General features: G+C 40.7%; 16 protein-coding genes and 3 tRNA genes. 6 read left to right on the top strand and 13 right to left on the bottom strand.

Going from position 1 to position 22,515, the window contains the following annotated elements:
• Nucleotides 1-9 precede the first annotated feature (9 nt).
• The 3 genes from BLS32_RS13340 to BLS32_RS13330 form a co-directional block, all read right to left on the bottom strand.
• Nucleotides 10-939 (bottom strand): homoserine kinase, encoded by a 930-nt coding sequence (locus tag BLS32_RS13340; RefSeq protein ID WP_091396754.1) that lies wholly within the window; start codon nt 937-939, stop codon nt 10-12.
• Between the two features lie 79 nt (nt 940-1,018).
• Nucleotides 1,019-3,466, bottom strand: a complete 2,448-nt coding sequence (thrA, locus tag BLS32_RS13335; RefSeq protein ID WP_091396751.1) for a bifunctional aspartate kinase/homoserine dehydrogenase I — start codon at nt 3,464-3,466, stop codon at nt 1,019-1,021.
• A gap of 373 nt (nt 3,467-3,839) precedes the next feature.
• The gene (locus BLS32_RS13330; protein ID WP_170227580.1) at nt 3,840-5,195 is read right to left on the bottom strand and encodes a TlpA family protein disulfide reductase; all 1,356 of its coding nucleotides are present in this window, start codon (nt 5,193-5,195) and stop codon (nt 3,840-3,842) included.
• Nucleotides 5,196-5,325: 130 nt separating this feature from the next.
• Here BLS32_RS13330 and hutH point away from each other — a divergent pair, with 130 nt between their 5' ends.
• From hutH to BLS32_RS13315, 3 genes are all read left to right on the top strand, one after another.
• Nucleotides 5,326-6,834 carry a histidine ammonia-lyase gene (hutH, locus tag BLS32_RS13325; protein WP_091396744.1) on the top strand — a complete coding sequence of 503 codons (1,509 nt, stop codon included), beginning with the start codon at nt 5,326-5,328 and terminating at the stop codon, nt 6,832-6,834.
• 139 nt (nt 6,835-6,973) lie between these two features.
• Entirely contained in the window at nt 6,974-7,222 is a 249-nt protein-coding gene (locus BLS32_RS13320) for a hypothetical protein (RefSeq protein WP_091396742.1), read from the top strand.
• 220 nt (nt 7,223-7,442) lie between these two features.
• The gene (locus BLS32_RS13315; RefSeq protein ID WP_091396740.1) at nt 7,443-8,081 is read left to right on the top strand and encodes a hypothetical protein; all 639 of its coding nucleotides are present in this window, start codon (nt 7,443-7,445) and stop codon (nt 8,079-8,081) included.
• A gap of 72 nt (nt 8,082-8,153) precedes the next feature.
• Here the strand turns inward: BLS32_RS13315 and BLS32_RS13310 are convergent, their stop codons facing one another.
• The 3 genes from BLS32_RS13310 to BLS32_RS13300 all read right to left on the bottom strand — a co-directional run bounded on the left by BLS32_RS13310 (nt 8,154) and on the right by BLS32_RS13300 (nt 12,760).
• The gene (locus BLS32_RS13310) at nt 8,154-8,669 is read right to left on the bottom strand and encodes a DUF421 domain-containing protein (protein WP_091396737.1); all 516 of its coding nucleotides are present in this window, start codon (nt 8,667-8,669) and stop codon (nt 8,154-8,156) included.
• A 24-nt stretch (nt 8,670-8,693) separates the two neighbouring features.
• Nucleotides 8,694-10,070, bottom strand: coding sequence for a 30S ribosomal protein S6--L-glutamate ligase (gene rimK / locus BLS32_RS13305; protein ID WP_091396734.1), 1,377 nt, complete (start codon nt 10,068-10,070; stop codon nt 8,694-8,696).
• 146 nt (nt 10,071-10,216) lie between these two features.
• A complete protein-coding gene (locus BLS32_RS13300) occupies nt 10,217-12,760 on the bottom strand; it encodes an ATP-dependent Clp protease ATP-binding subunit (RefSeq protein WP_091396960.1) in 2,544 nt (847 codons plus the stop codon).
• A 260-nt stretch (nt 12,761-13,020) separates the two neighbouring features.
• Here BLS32_RS13300 and gyrA point away from each other — a divergent pair, with 260 nt between their 5' ends.
• Both gyrA and BLS32_RS13290 read left to right on the top strand, forming a co-directional pair.
• On the top strand, nt 13,021-15,639 hold the full coding sequence (gyrA, locus tag BLS32_RS13295) for a DNA gyrase subunit A (protein WP_091396730.1): 2,619 nt from the start codon (nt 13,021-13,023) through the stop codon (nt 15,637-15,639).
• An 18-nt stretch (nt 15,640-15,657) separates the two neighbouring features.
• Complete coding sequence (locus tag BLS32_RS13290) at nt 15,658-16,941, top strand: tetratricopeptide repeat protein (protein ID WP_091396727.1); 1,284 nt, start codon at nt 15,658-15,660, stop codon at nt 16,939-16,941.
• Nucleotides 16,942-17,086: 145 nt separating this feature from the next.
• On the opposite strand, the gene BLS32_RS13285 is transcribed toward BLS32_RS13290, so the two are convergent.
• The 5 genes from BLS32_RS13285 to BLS32_RS13265 all read right to left on the bottom strand — a co-directional run bounded on the left by BLS32_RS13285 (nt 17,087) and on the right by BLS32_RS13265 (nt 19,890).
• Nucleotides 17,087-17,848: a C40 family peptidase gene (locus BLS32_RS13285; protein WP_091396959.1), complete on the bottom strand. Its 762-nt coding sequence runs from the start codon at nt 17,846-17,848 to the stop codon at nt 17,087-17,089.
• 192 nt (nt 17,849-18,040) lie between these two features.
• The gene (locus tag BLS32_RS13280; RefSeq protein ID WP_091396956.1) at nt 18,041-19,219 is read right to left on the bottom strand and encodes an acetyl-CoA C-acyltransferase; all 1,179 of its coding nucleotides are present in this window, start codon (nt 19,217-19,219) and stop codon (nt 18,041-18,043) included.
• Between the two features lie 230 nt (nt 19,220-19,449).
• Nucleotides 19,450-19,523 (bottom strand) — tRNA-Arg (locus BLS32_RS13275).
• A 193-nt stretch (nt 19,524-19,716) separates the two neighbouring features.
• Nucleotides 19,717-19,791, bottom strand: a tRNA-Pro gene (locus tag BLS32_RS13270).
• A gap of 12 nt (nt 19,792-19,803) precedes the next feature.
• Nucleotides 19,804-19,890: transfer RNA gene (locus BLS32_RS13265), tRNA-Ser, on the bottom strand.
• Nucleotides 19,891-20,130: 240 nt separating this feature from the next.
• Between BLS32_RS13265 and BLS32_RS13260 the strand changes: the two genes are divergently transcribed.
• Complete coding sequence (locus BLS32_RS13260; protein WP_091396724.1) at nt 20,131-20,760, top strand: M15 family metallopeptidase; 630 nt, start codon at nt 20,131-20,133, stop codon at nt 20,758-20,760.
• Here BLS32_RS13260 and BLS32_RS13255 read toward each other — a convergent pair whose 3' ends face one another.
• Both BLS32_RS13255 and BLS32_RS13250 read right to left on the bottom strand, forming a co-directional pair.
• Nucleotides 20,761-21,333, bottom strand: a complete 573-nt coding sequence (locus tag BLS32_RS13255) for a hypothetical protein (RefSeq protein ID WP_091396721.1) — start codon at nt 21,331-21,333, stop codon at nt 20,761-20,763.
• On the bottom strand, nt 21,330-22,514 hold the full coding sequence (locus BLS32_RS13250; RefSeq protein ID WP_091396717.1) for a THUMP-like domain-containing protein: 1,185 nt from the start codon (nt 22,512-22,514) through the stop codon (nt 21,330-21,332). Before BLS32_RS13250 ends, BLS32_RS13255 begins: the two co-directional genes overlap by 4 nt.
• Nucleotide 22,515 lies beyond the last annotated feature (1 nt).

Here is a 22,515-nt window from a genome sequence, read left to right as displayed (position 1 = left end):
GGAATTATTTTAGTCGTGGCTGATAATTTTTACGCCGTTTGAATTGATTTGTGAGACGTGGATTTCATAGGGCAATTTCATTTCGTCGAAAACTTTCGACATAGCTAAAGCAACGTTTTCGGCGGTTTCTTTTCCTCTGCTTAAAGCAAAAATCGATGGGCCTGAACCTGAAATTCCGGCACCAAGCGCACCGTTGTGAATGGCTGTATTTTTAACCTGGTCGAAACCCGGAATAAGGACACTGCGCAAAGGTTCGACGATTTCATCATGCAACGACCGTCCGATCAAATCGTAATCATTAGTATACAAACCAGCGATCAGTCCGCCCACATTTCCCCATTGCACAATAGCACTTTTGAGTGTAATATTTTGTTTTAAAACGGATCTTGCATCAGAAGTTTTTAGTTCAATCTGTGGATGAATTACCGTCGCGTAAAGTTCTGAAGGTGAATTTATTTTAATAATATCCAATGGGTCATAACTGCGAATCAAAGTAAATCCGCCCAATAGCGCCGGAGCAACATTATCGGCATGTGCACTTCCGCTAGCGAGCTTTTCACCCTGCATGGCAAACTGCACTAAATCTTTTGTTTCAAATGGCCTGCCGAGCAATTCATTAATACCGAAAACTGCTCCCGCAGAACTTGCAGCTGAACTCCCAATGCCGCTTCCTGCTTTGATGTTTTTGTAAATTTCGATGTCAAATCCAAAGTCGGTTTGCCAATGGTTCAACATTGCTAAAGCCGCAACGCCAGCGACATTTTTTTCGGCTTCCAAAGGAAGATCAGCACCGAAAATTTTAGTGATCCGAATGCCTTTTTCATCAGATTTCCGAATGATCATTTCATCACCAATATTGTCTAAGCACAATCCGAGTACATCGAAACCACACGAAAGGTTCGCGATTGTTGCCGGTGAAAATATTTTTATTTCTTTCATTTTGTTAGTTGCTAAGCGCTTGATTAACTGAGTCGATGAGAAACTTAGATACTCAGTCGCTCAACTACTTGACTACTTTTTAAACATTTCCAATTCGGATGACATCGGCAAAAATCCCGGATGCTGTAACTGCAGCTCCGGCTCCGGCACCTTTGATCAATAGCGGTTGGTCGACATATCTGTCGGTATAAAACAAAACGATATTGTCTTTTCCTTCGAGGTTGTAGAATGGATGTGAAGGCTCGATTAATTGCAATCCAACGCTGGCTTTGCCGTTTTCGAATTTTGCTACATATTTTAAACGCGAATTTTTTGCAACAGCATTTTTGTACAAAGCATTGAAATGGCTTTCGTGCTTGATTAATGAAGTGAAAAAATCCGGAACCGATTGGGTATCGAGGCATTCTTTCGGAAGGAACGATTCGTTGTCGATGTCTTCAATTTCCATTTCGTAACCGCTTTCGCGAATGAGGATCAATATCTTTCTGGCGACATCAACGCCACTTAAATCAATTTTCGGATCAGGTTCGGTAAATCCTTGTACACCAGCTTCTTTTACGACGTCATGAAAATTATTATTTTCTTTGAAATTGTTAAAAATAAAGTTTAAGCTTCCCGATAAAACCGCTTGTATTTTATGCACTTTATCTCCTGAAGCGATCATGTGTTTCAAGGTATCGATAATTGGCAACCCGGCGCCGACATTGGTTTCAAACAAAAATGGTGCATTGAATTTTCTCGATAGATTTTTGAGGTGGCTGTAATTTTCATACGCCGAAGCGCATGCAATTTTATTACAGGTAACTACAGCAATATTTTCTTCTAAATACTGATCGTAAGTCTTTGATACCTCTTCATTTGCAGTAATATCAACAAAAATACTGTTGCGCAAATTGAGTGCTTTTACCCTTGAAATAAACGTTTGCTTATCGGCAGTTTCACCGTTTTCAAGTGATTCCTTCCAGTCTTTCAGCGGCATTCCGTCTTCATCGAAATGCATTTTCCGGGAATTTGAAATCGCTATGACGCGCAGGTTGATTTTTCGGTTTTCCTTAAGGAATTTCTTTTGCTGGTGGATTTGATCCATGAATTTCTCACCGACATTTCCAACGCCCATCACGAATAAATTCAATTGTTTCGTATTGTCTTCAAAGAAACGCTCGTGTAAGGTATTCAGGGCTTTTTTGACATCGCGTTCGTTGATCACGACCGAAATATTCCGTTCAGAAGCGCCTTGAGCAATCGCGCGGATGTTGACGTTGTTCTTCCCTAAAGTACTGAACATTTTACCGCTCAAACCCTGGTGGTTTTTCATGCTTTCACCAACGAGTGCCACGATACAGAGGTTTTTTTCAACCGTACAAGGATTGATTTTGCTTTGCGAGATTTCAACTTCAAAGGCTTTATCGATTGCGATTTTTGCTTTTTCGGCGTCGCTGTTCTGGATTCCGATGCAAATCGTATGTTCTGAAGAAGCCTGGGTGATAAAGATGACATTGATGTTTTCATTCGATAAAGTCCCGAACAAACGTTTTGACGAACCTGAAACTCCAATGATTCCAGATCCTTCAAGCGTTATCAAAGTAATGTTGTCGATGTGGCTGATGCCTTTTACAGGATTCTCGCTTTCTTTGGCTGTAGCCGAAATCAAAGTTCCTTCAGCTTCAGGCTCAAAAGTATTTTTGATTAGAATCGGGATATTTTTGTTAAGAACCGGTTGAATTGTTGGCGGATAAAGCACTTTTGCTCCAAAATGCGACAATTCCATCGCTTCCTGGTACGAAATCGTTTCAATCGGATGCGCCTGTTTTACAATTCTCGGATTTGCAGTGTACATTCCGTTGACATCTGTCCAGATTTCGAGTTGTTTCGAATGCAACGCCGCTGCCACAATTGCCGCCGTATAATCAGATCCGCCACGGCCTAAAGTCGTATTGTGTCCGTCGGAAGACGAGGCGATAAATCCCGGAATGACCGTAACGCTCGAATCGTGCGTATCAAAATAATTGTGGATCAATAAATTGGATTCGGCAAAATTCACAATTGCTTTTCCGAATTGGTTGTTGGTTTTGATCAGTTCACGGCTGTCTTTATAGGCAGCGTCGGGAATTTGCTGCTTTAAAGTTTCGGCAATAATACATGAAGAAAGCAATTCTCCAAATCCGATGATCGTATCTGAAGTCCTGTCTGACAATTCACCTAAAAGAAAACAGCCGTCAAGTAAAGTTTCGAGGTGGTTAATGATGCGTTTTACATGGCTCAGCATCGCACTTTGATCATTTACCGGAATCAGTTCTTTGATCGCGAACAAGTGTTTCTTTTCGATTTCGGCAACAATTTCCTTATAGGCCGCATCTTTGTCTGACGCTTTTTTTGATGCAGACAACAGCAAATCGGTTACGCCGCTTAATGCTGAGACGACTACAACCAAACGGTCTTCTTTTGCTTTTTTGGCGATGATGTTTGCGGTAAGCTTGATGTTTTCTGCGTTGGCTACGGAAGTTCCGCCAAATTTTAATACGTTCATTGTAGTTTGTTTTTGTTCTGAAAGCTCAAATGGATGTTTTGTTTTTCTTTCGAAAAAAGCACGTAACGGGATGATATGTACAATTGATTACCCCTACGGGGTTGTAGTAGTGCCTGTAGTGCCAACAGTAAACACAGCCGAAGTCGCGGCAGTCATGGAGATTTGATATATAGTGTTTTTGTTTGACATGAGATTTTTCAAATTTAGGCGTTTTTTTAAAAAATAAAAGCGTCTGTGAAATTTTTGCGAATATTTTAAAAACTTTTGGAATCTGGCTTGTAAATAGAAGATATTAAATCAAAATGTATTACAGATTGTGCAATATGTAAAAATAACTGCATAAAAAAGCCCTTTATTTAAAGGGCTTCGTTTACTATATTTTTAAAGTGGTCAGCAAATTAATGAGTTGCGGATCGGATGGGCGCGGTGCATCGGCATTTACAATGTTGCCATCGGGCCCAACGAGGATGAATCTCGGAATGCCGTCAATGGCATAATCTTTCACAAATTTTGAATTCCAGTCGTTGTCGGCAATCAATTGTGTACCGCCGAGTTTTTGATCGGTAACAAGTTTTTTCCATTTGTCATAATCTCTTTTGGCATCAATGGAAATGCTTACAAATTCAATGTTTTTGCCTTCATATTGCTGTTCGACTTTTTGTAGCGATGGGATTTCCTGACGGCAAGGCCCGCACCAGGTTGCCCAAACATCAATGTAAACATACTTTCCTTTGAAACTTTCAAGTGAAGTTTTGCCACCTTTGTGGTTTTCGTAATCAAATTTTGGTGAAGGCGTTCCATTTGACAAAGACTTGATTTTATTGTATTTTTCGGTAATGTCAGTTTTGAATTTTTCGCTTGTCGATAAAGCCATTAAATCGTTATACAATAATGTTGCATCTGGATTGCTGGCGTTGATTTCGTAAGCGAGCGCTTGCGCCAAGCCGTTTTTGATGCTTTGGCTTTTGTATTTTTTCATTTCCGGAAGCGCAAATTTATACATGAACTGGTCGTTTGGCGTGAGTTGCTTTTCGACATTTTCATTGAATTTTGCATTGACCAGTTGCTTGTAAGCATTTGAAAATAAGTAGTCGTTTTCATTATCCAGGTCTGTTTTTTGGTCGAATTTTGGATAACTGTCAGAAGCCTTGAAGTTTTCAAGCTTCGCATAATGCTGATGGTACGACGGATAGTTCACCAAATAAACCTGCTCCAGATAATTGATGCTCTTGGCTTCATCTGCTTTAAAATCAGCATTCGTAAATGTCGCGGCATTGTATTTTGCAAGGATAGCAGTTTTGATTTCAACGATTTTTTTGAGGAAATCATTTTCGTTCAATCGGAATAATTCTTCATTTGGCACGCTATTCAGAATCAATGATTTTTCAATCAGGTATTGATTTTCCAAACTTCCTGCGCCAGTGTATTTGATGGTTTTGTAAAAATCCTTGTCATCGGCAGAAACATTCAGTTTTGTGCCTTTGCCGAGGTAAATCGTGCTTCGGTTTTGTTCGGTAGCCAATAAATAACTGCCGTTGTATTCGATTGGAAAGGTTTCCGAAAAAGAACCATCGGGTTTTAGCATAATATCTTTAGAAAAAGATTCACCGCGGATGACAATTTTTGCGTCGGTCGTATTGGTAATTTTTCCAGAAATGGTAATGGTTTCGCGGGCTTCCACCAAAGTAGAAAAAGCAAAAAGTACAAATAAATAAATAAGTTTTCTCATGTGAATTGTTTTGGTTGCAGCCCAAAAGTAGCCAATAAATTTAAAGGTTAATATTATTTTAAATATTATTAACAAACCTTGCATATCAGTGATCATTATCGGAATTTTGGCGCACCAATCAATACAATAAATGGACAATTCACATTACATCAGTACCGATGTGCTTTCACTTGAAGACCTTCAGGAAATCATCGGGCATCATAAAAAACTGGCTTTATCAGAAGAAGCGACTTCCAATATTGAAAAATGCCGCGATTATCTCGACAAGAAAATGGAATCCCATGAAGACCCGATTTACGGCATCAACACAGGATTCGGTTCGTTATACAACATCAAAATATCAAATGAAAATTTGTCCAAACTTCAGGAAAACCTTGTGAAATCGCATGCTTGCGGAACTGGTGACGAAGTACCGCAGGACATTGTAAAAATGATGCTTTTGCTGAAGATCCAATCGTTAAGTTACGGTTATTCGGGCATCCAATTGTCTACAATTGAACGTTTGATCGACTTTTATAACAACGATGTTGTACCAGTGATTTATACCCAGGGTTCGCTTGGTGCTTCGGGAGACCTGGCACCATTGGCCCATTTATCATTGCCGTTGTTAGGCGAAGGTGAAGTGTATTTTAACGGCAAGAAAATCCAGTCTCAGGATGTTTTGGATCATTTCGGCTGGCAGCCTATCATACTCAAATCCAAAGAAGGTTTGGCTTTATTGAACGGAACACAATTTATGGGCGCTTATGGGGCGCACATTTTAATTCGCGCCTGTAAATTTTCATATCTGGCCGATTTAATTGGAACAATTTCACTCGAAGCTTTTGACGGAAGAAAAGAGCCTTTCAATGAACTGATCCATCTGATTCGCCCGCATAAAGGACAGATTGTTACGGCAAACCGCGTCAATGAATTTTTGGATGGAAGCCAGATCATTGACCAGAAAAAACAGCATGTACAGGATCCATATTCGTTTCGTTGCATTCCGCAGGTTCACGGCGCTTCGAAAGACGCGATCGATTATGTAAAGAAAACTTTTAAGACCGAGATCAATTCGGTCACTGACAACCCGAATGTGTTTTATGAAAGCGACCAGATCATATCAGGCGGGAATTTCCACGGACAACCATTGGCTATAGCCTTAGATTTTTTAGCAATTGCTTTGTCTGAATTGGGAAGTATTTCTGAAAGACGAACCTACCAGTTAATTTCGGGCTTGCGCGGATTGCCTGCTTTTTTGGTAGACAATCCCGGACTGAATTCAGGTTTCATGATTCCGCAATATACCGCAGCGAGCATCGCCAGCCAGAACAAGCAACTTTCAACCCCGGCAAGTGTCGACAGTATTGTTTCTTCAAACGGACAGGAAGATCATGTGAGCATGGGCGCAAACGCTGCGACAAAAGCTTTAAAAGTAATGGAAAACCTGGAGCGTATTTTGGCGATAGAATTGATGAACGCCTCGCAGGCACTGGAATTCCGCCGTCCATTGCAATCTTCAGAATTTATCGAAACGTTTATAAAATCGTATCGCACGGAAGTGCCATTTGTCAAAGAAGACCGCATTTTGCATTATGACATCCAGAATACATTGCTATTTTTGGACAGTTTTCATATAGAGGAAGAATTGCTTTCTTAATATCCAAACAAAAATCCCAACAATAATGCTGGGATTTTTTATTTTGATCGTAATTTACAATGCTAATTTTTCGCCAAAAAGGTTTCGTCCAAATTTTGATTTTTGTAACTTTAAATACAATTATTAAAAAAACGCAACTATGGAAACAAATGATAAAGGCATGCAAAATCGGGATGATTTGAATGCCAACGAGCAAAAAAGAACCGATCGCCGTGACGGAACCGAAGAAACAGATTTGGGATTTGATCGTGATGTATCCGGAAATGACATTGTAGAAAAAGGCATGGAGGAACGCCGACACCATCAGCAATTCGGAAATAGAAAGTATGAGTCTTATACCAATCATTCTTCTGCCGATGACCAGCCGATGAATGATTCAGGAGCATAAAATTATAGATTTGAGTAGAAAGCGGCTTTTGTTTGCGGAAGCCGCTTTTTTATTGGCGCAAATTTCCGTGTGAAAAATAACCGGACATTTCCTGCTGTTAATTTATCAGATGCAACAGTTGCTATATTTCAGCTTTCTTCCTTTTGGGTGTTGTCGTACTATTGTCCTGTAATTAAAACGAATTGCAAAATTGGACACAACAACTTAAAAAAATGACATCATGAAAAAAAATGCAATTTATCTGATGCTGGCGCTTTCGGCAATATTGATTTCCTGTAGCAGCGATGACAGCGACAACACTGAAGTTTCGGTAACGATTAATTCTCCCGTATTGGTATTTTCGGGCACAATCGAAATGGCTTATCTGAAATCGCAAAGTGCAGATCCCAAATGTTTTCTCGACCTCACAACAGGAAAAGTGTACAAAGTTAGCGAAGGCGCTGCAAACACAGGCAATATTGATTTGACCTGGGGTTCACGTGCCATGACGCCAGATCAGAAATATTTAGTCAGCCCGGACGATGATTTTATATTTTTCACCAACGGCGGTTCTGCCGATCTCTGGCAGGATTTTAGTCTTTATGCAGGTTGGAATGCAAGGAACATTGTTCGTTACTGGGATTTTAGCAAGACAAATTTCGATGCGGTACAAACCAATGCAGATTTTGATGCGTTCGCTGAAGGAATCAACGCCACATTGCCCTACGTGGCGTTTGAAGGAACGCAATCGCAATTGCAACGCCCGATTCTTTTTGAAACTTCCAGAGGCGAGAAGCATTATATTGGGGTATTGAAGTTTACGGCATCAAATGTGAATGCGAGAACCGCAAACTATACGATTAAACTGCGGTCAATCTAGATGTTGGTAATAATGATTCAAGCTTCGGGTAACCGGGGCTTTTTTTGTTTTGAACAACAATATCAATACAAACTACGACATTGTAGTAAGATTCTTGCGGTTTCTTCTTCTTTTGTAATGCGTTTGCTTTAAATTTTTATCTCCTGAAATGATGCTGATGTTTCCATCCATTTCAAGGATTGCGAGTTTGATGTCAGTCAGATGTTCGACACCGTGTTCATGAGCAGCTTCCATCATCTCGTCGTGCGTAATGCCAAGGCGGCTCAATACGTTATAATCGGGTTTTCCGTTGTGAATCAGGATCTCGGGTTTGTCCTCAAGTAAACTTCCAAGTTTTTTGTATTTGAACAAGACCTTCTTCAATATAAAATTGATCAGGAACAACACGGCGGCAGCGGTCAATCCGCCCCAAAGGCTCGTATCGGTACCAACCATCGCATTTTGTACCGAATTGCTGATCAGTAAAATCAAAATGACATCGGTTGTGTTCAACTGGGAAAGTTCTTTCTTGCCGAATATCCGCAAGGCGATCACCATAAAAAAATACACAGAAACACTTCGGATGACAATATCGAGGTAGGGATTCATTTCAATTAATAATTTATGCGAAATCTATATTTTATACTTTAGGTTTTTTTCAATGGCTTTGATCATTTCTCCGGCGATGTCCTTGTTTGTCGCGCCTTCGATTCCTTCTAATCCTGGTGAAGAATTGACTTCCAGTAATAACGGCCCTTTTGAAGATCGGATAATATCGACTCCGGCCACTTTTAAATCCATGGCTTTTGCGGCTTTGATCGCGATGCGTTTTTCTTCTGCCGTCGGGCGGATGACAGATGCTGTTCCGCCAAGGTGAATGTTTGCACGGAATTCTCCCGGAAGCGCTTCACGCTGGATTGCGGCAACGACTTTACCGTCAATTACAAAACAACGAATATCTTTTCCGTTGGCTTCTTTGATGAATTCCTGCACGAGAATATTGGCATTTAAGCTTTTGAATGCATTGATCACCGATTCGGCTGCTTTTTTAGTTTCTGCCAAAACGACACCTTTTCCCTGTGTGCCTTCCAATAATTTTACAATTAATGGCGAACCACCAACCATTTTGATCAGATCGTCAGTATCTAATGGTGAATTTGCAAATCCTGTTGTTGGAATATCGACACCGTGATTCAGCAATAACTGAAGCGAGTATAATTTATCGCGCGATTGCGTTATGGCTGTAGACGAATTTAAGCAGAATACTTTCATTCCTTCAAATTGCCTGGTCAAAGCACAACCGTAAAAAGTAATGCTGGGGCGTATTCTCGGAATAATTGCGTCGAATTTGTCGAGGATTTTACCGCCGCGATAATGAATTTCAGGTTTGGTCGCATCGAGTTTCATGTAACATTCCTTGATGTTGAGAAATTCCATTTGGTGTCCGCGAATTTCCCCGGCTTCCATGATGCGTTTGTTCGAATACAAGTCTGGATTGCTTGCCAATAAGCCGATTCGGAGTCCGCCTTCCGCTTTTTCAGAATTCTGGTAGATCTCTTTAAGCTTATCCGTTGATGGTTGTGCTGCCAATAAATAGCTTTGTTCCGGATCTACCAAAACGCGCCCGCTCATCGCTTCACGTCCAAGCAACATCCGAAAACCCATGGAATCCCGATTGGTCAAAGTCATTTCGATTGTCCAATTGGTGTCGCCAATATCTAATGTGGTTTGAATGACATAACGCTGTTCGCGAAATCCACTGGAACTTTTCACAATGCGTTTGTCAATTAACGGCGCTTCACAATGAATCACCGTTTTTAAATTATTCTGGATCGGATTGATGTCGAATTTGACCCAATTGTTGCCTTCGCGTACAAATGGCGCAATATTAATGGCGTGTAATGCCGATGTTTTCGCGCCCGAATCAACACGCGCTTTTATCGTTGGAATACCGAGATCGGGGAAGGAAAACCATTCTTCACTGCCGAGTATGACTTTGTTCTGTGACATTAAAAGTAGTATTAACAGAGATCGAAAGTACTTATTTTTTATTACGATTGTCCAGAATTACTTCGAATTTTACACCTTGTTAACATTAAATAAAAAACCTGCCTTTTTGGGGCAGGTTTTTGTTTTTGGAATATTTTGAAAACTACTTAATTAGTAGGTTTTTCTTCTTTTCGAACGCTTACATTGAGTTCGGTTGCATTGTCCTCAATATCCATATAGATTTCGTCTCCGGAACCAATTTTAGATGTAATGATTTCTTCTGCTAGCGCATCTTCGACGTATTTCTGGATCGCTCTTTTTAACGGACGCGCTCCAAATTGTCGGTCAAAACCTTTGTCGGCAATAAATGCTTTCGCTTTGTCAGACAAGTTTAAGGTGTAACCCAATTCATGGATTCTTGCATACAGTTTTTTAAGTTCTATTTCAATGATTAAATCAATATCGTGTTTTTCGAGTGCATTGAAAACAATTACGTCATCAATTCTGTTCAGGAATTCAGGAGCAAAGGTTTTCTTCAATGCATTTTCAATAATGCTTTTCGAATTGTCGTCAGCCTGTGCCGTTTTAGCAGCCGTCCCGAAACCAACGCCCTGACCGAAATCTTTGAGTTGTCTCGCTCCGACGTTCGAAGTCATGATGATAATTGTATTCTTAAAGTCGATTTTGCGTCCTAAACTATCGGTTAAAAATCCGTCATCCAAAACCTGGAGCATCATATTGAAAACATCCGGGTGCGCTTTTTCGATCTCATCTAATAAAACAACACAATAAGGTTTTCTGCGTACTTTTTCAGTTAATTGTCCACCTTCTTCATAACCAACGTATCCAGGAGGCGCTCCGACCAATCTTGAAATTGCGAATTTCTCCATGTATTCGCTCATGTCAATACGAATCAATGCATCTTCTGAATCAAACAATTCTTTCGCAAGAACTTTGGCCAATTGGGTTTTACCAACACCAGTTTGTCCAAGGAAAATAAACGAACCAATCGGGCGGTTCGGATCTTTTAGTCCCGCACGGTTTCTTTGGATGGAACGTGCAATTTTTAAAACCGCTTCCTTTTGTCCAATGACTTTATTTTCAATAAGTTGTGGGAGAATGGCTAATTTATTACTTTCAGTTTGTGCGATACGGTTTACCGGAATCCCGGTCATCATCGAAACCACATCGGCCACATTGTCTTCAGTCACCTGAATGCGGTTTGATTTGGAATCTTCTTCCCATTGTTCCTGCGCGATAGCAAGGTCTTTTTCGATGCGTTTTTCATCATCCCTGAGCTTCGCAGCTTCTTCGTATTTCTGTTTTTTAACTACTGAATTTTTGAGTTCGCGAACTTCTTCCAATTGTCTTTCGAGATCAAGAATTTGTTTCGGAACTTCAATATTGGTAATGTGCACGCGTGAACCGGCTTCATCTAAAGCATCGATCGCTTTGTCAGGAAGGAAACGTTCAGACATGTATCTGTTGGTCAGCTTTACACAAGCTTCAATCGCTTCCTGTGTATAAGTGACATTGTGGTGGTCTTCGTATTTGTTTTTGATGTTATTCAGGATCGTAATTGTTTCCTCAACAGAAGTTGGCTCTACAATAATTTTCTGGAAACGTCTTTCGAGTGCACCATCTTTTTCAATATATTGGCGGTATTCGTCCAAAGTCGTTGCACCAATACATTGGATTTCGCCTCTTGCCAAAGCAGGTTTGAACATATTCGAAGCATCAAGCGAACCCGTAGCGCCACCGGCACCAACGATCGTGTGTATTTCATCAATAAATAGAATGATGTCGTCGTTTTTCTCAAGTTCATTCATCACGGCTTTCATTCTTTCTTCAAACTGCCCGCGGTATTTGGTTCCGGCCACTAAGCTTGCTAAATCTAAAGTCACGACGCGTTTATTGAACAAGATGCGCGATACTTTTTTCTGAATGATTCTTAAAGCCAAACCTTCAGCGATGGCAGATTTACCAACTCCGGGTTCACCAATTAATAAAGGATTGTTTTTTTTGCGTCGGCTGAGGATTTGCGAAACCCGTTCGATTTCCTTTTCGCGGCCTACGACAGGGTCTAATTTTCCCTCTTCGGCCATTTCCGTTAAGTCACGTCCAAAATTATCCAGAACCGGAGTTTTTGATTTCTTATTAGATTTGTTAGCCGGATTATTAAAACTGCCTTCTTTCAGGCTGTCATCCTGTCCCGGATCGTCATTGAACGACTCGTTTTTAGGAAGATTTTCCATAAAATTATCTTCGTTTGGCGTCATATTTAAGTATTGTTCTTTAGCTGTGTCGTAGTCGATTTTCAACTTGTTCAGCAGCTTGGTTGTAGGATCGTTTTCGTTTCTCAAAATGCACAATAGCAAATGTGCGGTACTGATGGAGGTGCTTTGGAAAACCTTAGCTTCCAGGAATGTTGTTTTTAGAGCGCGTTCCGCCTGGCGGGTGAGATGCAGGTTTTTCTTTTCGTTACTTATTGTGATGTTGGGGTTTGCTGGGCTCAGTATTTCCACTTTCCGCCTTAAATGTTCCAGGTCGACTGACAGGTTGTTTAAGATGGTGATGGCTTTTCCGTTGCCGTCGCGTAAAATCCCAAGCATCAAGTGTTCCGTTCCAATAAAGTCGTGACCCAAACGAAGGGCTTCTTCTTTACTGTAAGTAATTACATCTTTGACTCTTGGTGAAAAATTATCATCCATATTTATATTTGGTAATGTAAAATTAATGTTGTTTGGCCCGCATTGGCAAAAATCATTCCTCATTAATCGTGCTGTCAGGCTAAGTGACAAAAAAATAACCATAATCCGCGTTAAATATATATTAACTTATTAAGGATAACAAATGCCGTTTTGTTAATAAATCAAGATAAATTTATCTTAACTAACATACGAAAAAAGTTCGAGAAAGGTTATATTAGCAGGATTTTTTAACTAGAATAATTTTAAACCAACTATATAATATGTCTGACGGAGAAAAGTTAATTCCTATTAACATAGAGGACGAAATGAAATCAGCTTACATCGATTATTCGATGTCAGTAATTGTGTCAAGGGCACTGCCTGATGTACGCGATGGTTTGAAACCGGTGCACAGAAGGGTACTTTACGGAATGTATGATTTAGGAGTTTTTTCAAACAGAGCACACAAGAAATCCGCAAGAATTGTCGGTGAAGTTTTAGGAAAGTACCACCCGCACGGCGATACATCGGTTTATGACGCGATGGTTCGTATGGCGCAAGAGTGGAGTTTGCGTTATATGTTGATCGACGGCCAGGGTAACTTTGGATCAGTAGATGGTGACAGCCCGGCAGCGATGCGATATACTGAAGCCAGGATGAAAAAAATGGCAGAGGACATAATGGCAGATATCGATAAAGAAACTGTCGATTTCAAATTGAACTTTGACGATACATTATATGAGCCAACGGTCATGCCAACGCGTGTTCCAACCTTATTGATTAACGGATCATCGGGAATTGCTGTGGGTATGGCGACCAATATGGCGCCGCACAACATTACCGAAGTCATTGACGGAACATTAGCCTACATCGACAACAACGACATCGAAATCGATGAATTAATTACGCACATCAAAGCGCCCGATTTTCCAACAGGCGGCGTGATTTACGGATACGAAGGTGTTCGGGAAGCATTCAAAACCGGCCGCGGAAGAATCGTCATGCGTGCCAAAGTGAATTTTGAAGAGGTCGATGGCCGCGAGTCAATCATCGTAACAGAAATTCCATATCAGGTCAACAAAGCTGAAATGATCAAAAAAACAGCCGACCTTGTCAACGACAAAAAAATAGAAGGCATCGCCAACATCCGCGATGAATCGGACAGAAATGGAATGCGAATCGTGTACATCTTAAAACGCGACGCGGTTCCAAACGTAGTACTCAATACCTTATATAAATTTACGCAGCTGCAGTCGTCTTTCAGTGTGAACAACATTGCATTGGTCAATGGACGTCCGCAAATGCTGAACGTTAAAGATTTAATTCACTATTTCGTAGAGCACCGCCATGATGTGGTCGTTCGCCGTACACAGTTTGAATTGCGTAAAGCTGAAGAACGCGCACACATCTTAGAAGGTTTGATCATTGCTTCGGATAATATTGACGAAGTAATCGCGATCATTCGTGGTTCGAAAAATACCGATGAAGCCCGCGAGAAATTGATGGAGCGTTTCAAATTGTCCGACATTCAATCGCGTGCCATTGTTGAGATGCGTCTGCGTCAATTAACCGGATTAGAGCAGGACAAATTGCGCGCTGAGTACGATGAGATCATGAAAACCATCGAACACTTGAAAGCGTTATTAGCAAGTAAAGAACTCAGAATGCAATTGATTAAAGATGAATTGATCGAGATCCGTGACAAATATGGAGATGAGCGTCGTTCACAAATCGAATATTCAGGTGGCGATGTCAGCATCGAAGATTTAATTGCCGATGAAAATGTGGTGATTACGATTTCACACGCCGGTTATATCAAACGAACGCCATTATCCGAATACAAAACCCAAAATAGAGGTGGAGTGGGACAAAAAAGTGCCGGAACCCGCGACGCCGATTTTCTCGAACACATGTATGTGGCGACCAACCACAACTACATGATGTTCTTCACGCAAAAAGGAAAATGTTTCTGGATGCGCGTTTACGAAATCCCTGAAGGAAGCAAAACCAGCAAAGGCCGCGCGATCCAAAACCTGATTAATATTGAAAACGACGACAAAGTCAAAGCGTTCATCTGTACTCAGGATCTTAAAAACGCCGATTACATCAATTCGCACAACGTGATTATGGTGACCAAAAAAGGTCAGGTGAAAAAGACGTCATTGGAACAATATTCACGTCCGCGTGTCAATGGTGTTGCAGCAATTACCATCCGCGAAGACGACGAATTGTTAGAAGCAAAATTAACCAATGGGGAAAGCCAGATTCTGGTTGCCGTAAAATCCGGAAAATTAGTACGTTTTGAAGAAAGCAAAACCCGCCCAATGGGAAGAACCGCTTCAGGCGTTCGCGGAATCACTTTGCAGGACGAAAACGACGAAGTGATCGGAATGGTTTCTGTCAACGATATGAACAGTGAAATTTTGGTCGTAGCCGAAAATGGTTACGGAAAACGTTCCAGCCTTGACGAATACCGCGTTACAAACCGTGGCGGAAAAGGAGTGAAGACTTTAAATATTACCGAAAAAACAGGAAAACTCGTTTCAATCAATAGTGTAACCGATGCTGATGATTTGATGATCATCAACAAATCTGGCCTGACCATTAGAATGGCCGTTGAAGATTTGCGCGTCATGGGAAGAGCCACGCAAGGTGTTCGTTTGATCAACATCAAGGGTAACGATTCGATTGCAGCGGTGACTAAAGTGATGAAAGAAGAAGAAGTTGCTGAAGTGCAATTGGACGAAAATGGGGACATTATCAGCCCGACCGCAGTTCCTATTCCGTCATCAGATTCGGCAGATTTTGATTCAGATGAAGCATTGGGAGAAACTGATGAAGAGTCGGATGCTACAGAAGACGACTCAGATGAAACTGAAGAAGACACAACAGAAGAATAATTAATTAAACACACTCACATGAAAAATAAATTTGTCATATTGGCGTCGGCTTTGCTGATCTCTGCGGCAGGTTTTGCCCAGAAAGACCAGATCAAAGCTGCTGAAAAAGCATTAAAAGGAGGAAATCCGGCAGAAGCAGTCAATCAGCTTAAACAAGCGGAAGGCGTGATTGCAAACGCAACCGATGCTGAAAAAGCACAATACAATTTCGTAAAAGGAAATGCTTTCAAGGAATTGGCGGTTAAAAAAATCGAGGTTTCCAAAAATCTTTCGGCTGCTGCAAAAGCATATCAGGAAGTGCTGACTGTTGAAAAAGTTTCAGGAAAATCAAAGTATTCCGAAGAATCCAAAGTAGCTTTAGCGTCGGTTAAATCTCAAATGATTGATGCTGCAGTTGAAGAAGGTAAAAAGAACAACAATAAGCTGGCGGCAGATTTGCTTTACACGGTTTACGAACTCGATAAAACCGACAGCGAAAAATTATATTATGCTGCAAGTTACGCTGTAACAGATAAAGATTATGACCGTGCGCTCAGCTATTATGAAGAGCTAAAAAAATCCGGTTATTCAGGCGAAGGCACAAATTATTATGCGAAAAACGCCATTTCAGACCAGGAAGAATATTTCGGAAACAATGCTGCTGCAAAAACGGATCGTGACAACAAAGTCAGACTGAAATTATATTCTGCATCACGAGACGAAAAAGTAGCTTCTAAAAAAGGAGAGATTTACAAGAATATTGCATTGATCCTAATCCAAAAAGGAAAAACTGACGAAGCGAAAGCAGCACTTGCACAGGCGCGTACTGAAAACCCTGACGATGTTTCCCTGATCATGGCTGAAGCGAATATTTTTCTTGAACTCAAAGATTACGAAAACTACAAAAAAAGCGTAGATCAGGTATTGGCGAAAAATCCAAATGATGCCGATTTGCTATACAATCTGGGTGTGATCTCTTCCAAAACCGACACGAAAACGGCTGAGGATTATTACAAAAGAGCCATCGCGATCAAACCGGATTACACTAACGCGTATCTCAACCTTGCGATCATGAAATTAGACGGTGAGAAAAAACTCATCGACGAAATGAACAAACTTGGTACTTCTGAAAAAGACAACAAACGCTACGAAGTGTTGAAAAAACAAAGAAACGATTTGTTTACATCAGCCATTCCATACCTGGAAAAAGCTTTTGAGCTTGATCCAAAGAACGCAGATGTTGGAACGACGTTAATGAACGTTTACGGCGCACTTGAAATGACCGACAAGAAAAAAGCGCTCAAAGCAAAATTGGGGAAATAATCATTTTGTTTCCAAAGAAAAAGCCCGAAAGTAATTTCGGGCTTTTTTGTTATAAGTTCTTGAGATAAGCGCATGGTTTTAATTGTGTTATTCAGGTTTACGTGATCGCGTTCGTAAATCGTGTATCTAATCGTTATTAAAAATATCAAATGATCTTTTTAATAACCCTGAGTTTGTGCGTATGCCGGTTTATTTCAGCATTGTAAATTCCCAAATGATCCAATCTGTCAATCCTTATTTTCCCACTGCCGTGAATGATGTAATTGTCATCCATAATGATTCCAACGTGAATAATCCGGCCTTCATCATTGTCAAAAAACGCCAGATCTCCGGGCTCGCTTTCTTCAATAAAACTTAACGCTTCACCTTGGGTCGCCTGTTGCGACGCATCGCGCAGCAAATGATACCCATTCAGTTTGTAAACCATCTGGGTAAAACCTGAGCAATCAATCCCGAAAGGTGTTTTTCCGCCCCATAAATACGGCGCATTCAAATACATAAAAGCGGTATTGATGAGGTTTGACTTCGGTTTTTTACCGCTGATTTTCAATCCTTCAAATCCAAAATTCTCCACATTAATTTCACTATTATCTAAAAAGGAAAGCGAAGCGCCAAGCGGAATCGGCATCAGTAAATTATCGGGCGCAGCGACATATTCCACAAGATCCGAATTTAAAACAACCGCCGCTTCCGACAATTGCCCAAATGCATGCTCTGAAATTTCCCGAAACTGCTTCGTATCAATCCAGCCCTCGTAATTGTCATATTGCAGACTGATCCGCGTCCACTGTTTCTGCTGCTCCAGCACCTCAAAATGCTCACCAAAAAGCACTTGTGAAACAATTTCGCTGCGGTCGCTGGCCTCAGCGCGCAAAGGAATAATGGCCAAATTACAAATCCCGAACATCAAGGTTGTTTTAAATTTTGAAAAAAATGCTGAATCCCAAATCGAAACGAAAGTTACTTCATTCTGCATTTAGAACCCAACATTTTATTTTGTTTTTTTAGGAGCTTTATCCTGCTTTCCACTATATCTTTTGTTCCGCTTTGCTACACAAAAGGATAACGCTACAATCAGGGCTAGGGCTTCCTGCTAAAATTAAGCCCTTTCGATTACAATTGCCGATGCGCCGCCGCCGCCGTTGCAAATCGCCGCCGCTCCGGTTTTAGCATTGTTCTGTTCCAGCACATTCAGCAAAGTCACAATGATGCGTGCGCCAGATGCACCCAATGGATGTCCCAAAGAAACTGCGCCGCCATTGACATTGATCTTAGCATTATCCAATCCCAAAATCTGTGCATTGGCCAAACCAACTACTGAAAATGCCTCATTGAATTCAAAGAAGTCCACATCGCTTAAAGTCATTCCGACCTTATCCAAAGCTTTTGGCAATGCTTTCGCCGGAGTCGTGGTAAACCATTTTGGTTCCTGTGCCGCATCAGCATAGCTTTTAATGTACGCCAACGGCTTCAAACCCAAAGCCAGTGCTTTTTCCTCACTCATTAAAACAAGTGCCGCAGCGCCATCGTTAATAGTTGAAGCGTTTGCTGCCGTAACGGTTCCGTCTTTTGTAAATGCCGGGTTCAGCGTTGGAATTTTATCGAGTTTTACATTCGTATATTCTTCGTCTTTCGTCACCATGATCGGATCGCCTTTTCTTTGCGGCACGGCAACCGGAACGATTTCATTGTCAAATTTTCCTGCGTCCCAGGCTTTCGCCGAACGGTCATACGACTGGATCGCAAATCTGTCCTGGTCTTCTCTGGTGATGTTGTATTCGGTCGCACAGGCATCAGCGCAAACTCCCATTGCGTTGTTGTCGTAAGCGTCAGACAAGCCGTCGCGCTGCATGCCGTCAAGCATCGAAGCCGGGCCGAATTTGTATCCGTTTCTTAAATGTACGTAATGTGGAATCAGGCTCATGTTTTCCATGCCGCCCGTAACAACAATCTCAGCATCGCCATTCATGATGGCCTGCGCACCCTGCATCACAGCCTTCATTCCCGATGCGCAAACTTTGTTCACAGTAGTTGCAATAACGGTATTCGGCAAACCTGCAAACAAGGCTGCCTGTCGGGCAGGAGCCTGGCCAACACCGGCCTGGACAACATTTCCCATCAAGACTTCATCCACCAAAGCAGGATCTAAATTGATTTTTTCTAATGCGCCTTTAATTGCTGCAGCGCCTAATTTTGGAGCCGGTACTGTTGATAAAGCACCCATAAAGCTTCCGATTGGCGTCCTCACAGCCGACACGATAACCACTTTTTTACTCATGATATTGTTGTTGATTAATTTGGTTGCGAATTTAGCCAATTTATAACGATTGCGAAACGTCTTTTAGTTTTTATTCAGAAAATAGGTAAGCTAAATTTGCGGAATACGCAATTTTCGGAATTGCGTTTTAATTGCATTTTCGCAAAGTTGATTCAGATTTGACGAGAAAAGAAAGAAATAGAAAAAAGGTTTAAAATAAATAAGCCGCCGAAAAAATCAGCGGCTTACTGTGAGCGCAGAAGGATTCGAACCTTCGACCGCCTGCTTAGAAGGCAGGTGCTCTATCCAGCTGAGCTATGCACCCATTTTTCTTTTAAAACTTAAATGGTAAAAGTTTATTTTTTTTAAAGGATTACTTTCGTGATCCTGAAAATGGGTTCGGTGCTAACCAAATCCCGAAGCCTTGCGGGCTTTAATATGTTTTTGATTTCAAAATTTCTGAATGAATTCAGAATTTCTTATCAAAATCTCCTTCGCTGCGCAAAGGAATTTTCTTGTCGGGGTGGCAGGATTCGAACCTGCGGCCTCCTGCTCCCAAAGCAGGCGCGATAACCGGGCTACGCTACACCCCGAAAGCAAAAAAGCGGAGAGTAAGGGATTCGAACCCTTGGTACAGTTTCCCATACGCATGTTTAGCAAACATGTCCTTTCGGCCTCTCAGGCAACTCTCCAAGCTCAATGAACGTATCTCTTTTAAGCGGTTGCAAATGTAACTTTTCATTCCAAATTTCACAACAAATTGTCGTTTTTTTTTGTTCTTTTTTTTAATCAATTCAAAAAGATACTCATTGTCAATGCAATACTAAAAAATATTTTTCATAAAAAAGCGCAGATCAAGCATCAAATATTAAAAAATAAGGCAAAACAGATTCCGGAAATATTTCGGATATTGTAATCCTAAAATTTCCTTCATGAAAAAATGCCTGCTTTTACTTTTGACATTTGCTGCCTTGCCGGTTTTCGCACAGGAACTTCCCCAGCAAATTGAAATTTCCGATACGACTTTTGTCAATCTAAAAGATTTTAGCAAAAATTTCGTTTACGATATGAAATATGCCACCGAAGACAATTTCCTCAAAACAAAAGTTTATGATTGCTCCGAATGTTACCTGCGCTACAAAACCGTTCAGGCATTGATAGAGGCCAATGAAAGATTCATAAAAAAAGGCTACAAGATCAAGATATTCGATTGTTACAGGCCGCTCGACATCCAGAAGAAAATGTTCGCGATCATATTCAATCCGATCTATGTGGCAGATCCAAAAAAAGGCTCGATCCACAACCGCGGCGGTGCTGTCGATTTAACGATTGTAGATTCGACCGGAGCAGCATTGGACATGGGAACGAAATTCGATTTTTTCGGGCCTGAAGCAGCACATGATTTTGAAAACCTGACCGACATCCAAAAAGAAAACCGCCGGATCCTGCGAAAAACAATGATACGAAGCGGTTTCAGGATTTTTGAAAGCGAATGGTGGCATTACAATCTGAAAAATGCCTACAAAAACAAACTTTCTAACTTTAAATGGAAATGCGACTGATTATTTGTCGTCAATGCAGTGAAAAAAGTTGATGAAGTAATTTTCCGGCTCATACGTTTCGCCGTTTAATTCTGATTTAAATTCTTTTTTAATTACATAATCAACGGTTTCAGTGGCATATCTGATCCGCATCAGCGAAATTGGGGAAGACTTCAAATATTGGTAATCGTCTTTTTTAAACATGAAATAGCCACTCATAATGCGGTTGTTCATACTCTTTTCATCCCGAACCATATTGCCGCAAATGTCCTGGTCGATATGGAACAACGTCACAATTCGCCCATTGGTCAGCTGAAAATAAAGCTTGGAATTTTTATCTAAGCATTTCGATTTGATGAAGTCGAAGCTTTTTTCAATGAATTGGATGTTCAGCATCGGCGTTCCGTCAGTCACTACGATCGAGTTGAAAATGTAGGAAGCGTTTCCTGCAAAATTCTTCTCATAAATCATGTATTCTTTTGTCGTTTTGTAAGTTCCGAGCGAATCGGTCACGTTTGTACTAAATTCACAAGGTTTTTGGGCGAATGAATGAACTGCTGAGAGTAGGAAAGCCAATACTAATAATCGTTTCATGCTTGTTTTATTTTGCTGCAAATTAAAACTATTTTATTGTGATTTACATCGGTTGTGAAAAAACAATATTGGGTTCCACCATCTTTTATTTTCCATTTTTTTCGGATGGTTTCGACAGAATCCGGAAAATTTCGCGTCGTGATGTTGGCCTTCTGATTTTCAAGAAATGCTTTCATTTCAGTTTTCGAATACGGAATCTGCTGTTGAATTTCAAAAATGCGCCCCGGAAATTCAATCCGTTTCTCTGAAGTATATAAATGGGAATGTGGATGCAATTTATCAATTTCAAACTGGACGCTGACCTCATTAAAGCCGCCCGATTTCATAATCGCGCTGTTTGGTTCGTATAAAAATTTCTTCGGAAGGGAAAAGGTTGCCGTTTGATCTTTATCCAATGTAAATTCAAAATGTTCGACGGAATCTTTTAAAATATTAGTTGTTTTAATGGAGATTTCACTGTTATAATCTTTTGAAATTTCCCATAACAATTCCTTCACATCATTGTCAACGGCAATAATATGGATTTTCTTAACGTTTTTTAGTTCAGATAAACCTGCAGAAATGTCCAGGATCGGCGCCGTTTTTATGAGAATATTTTCAGAATATTTAAAATAAAAATCCAGCAATTCAGGAACATTTGGCAAACAATCTTTAAGCAGGAACACTTTTCCTTTGACGTCATTCCGCCGTGACGGATCGATATAAAGCCAATCGTATGTTGTACCTGAATTTTGAAGTATGTCAAAACTGTCAGCAGCAAAACATTCGACATTAGAAACCTGTAATTTTTCGAAGTTGTGTTTTACGATTTTAGATAGTTCCGCCTTGATTTCACAATGAAAAACCTGATCGATTTTCTTTGAAAAATAATAATCGTCAATGCCAAATCCTCCGGTTAAATCAATCAGTTTTTCACCTGAAACCAGGTTTGATTTGTACAATGCCGTTTTTTCTGAAGAAGTTTGTTCGACCGAAATTTTAGATGGATAGATGATTCCATCAGTTGAAAACCAGGTGGGCAATTTGTCTTTCGCTTTAGATTTTGCTGCAATCTGGTTCAGGATTTCACGCCAATCTACATCAGGAAAAGGGTTTTTCTGCAACGCTAATTTGGTGAGGTCAGTACCAATATTTGCATTGATAAAAGCCTGGATTTCGGGTTTTAAAATCAGAGAAAACAAT

The organism is Flavobacterium noncentrifugens (assembly GCF_900100375.1).
Classification (GTDB): domain Bacteria; phylum Bacteroidota; class Bacteroidia; order Flavobacteriales; family Flavobacteriaceae; genus Flavobacterium; species Flavobacterium noncentrifugens.
Note: the sequence above shows the minus strand (reverse complement) of the source record. Positions and strands in the feature narration are given on the sequence as shown.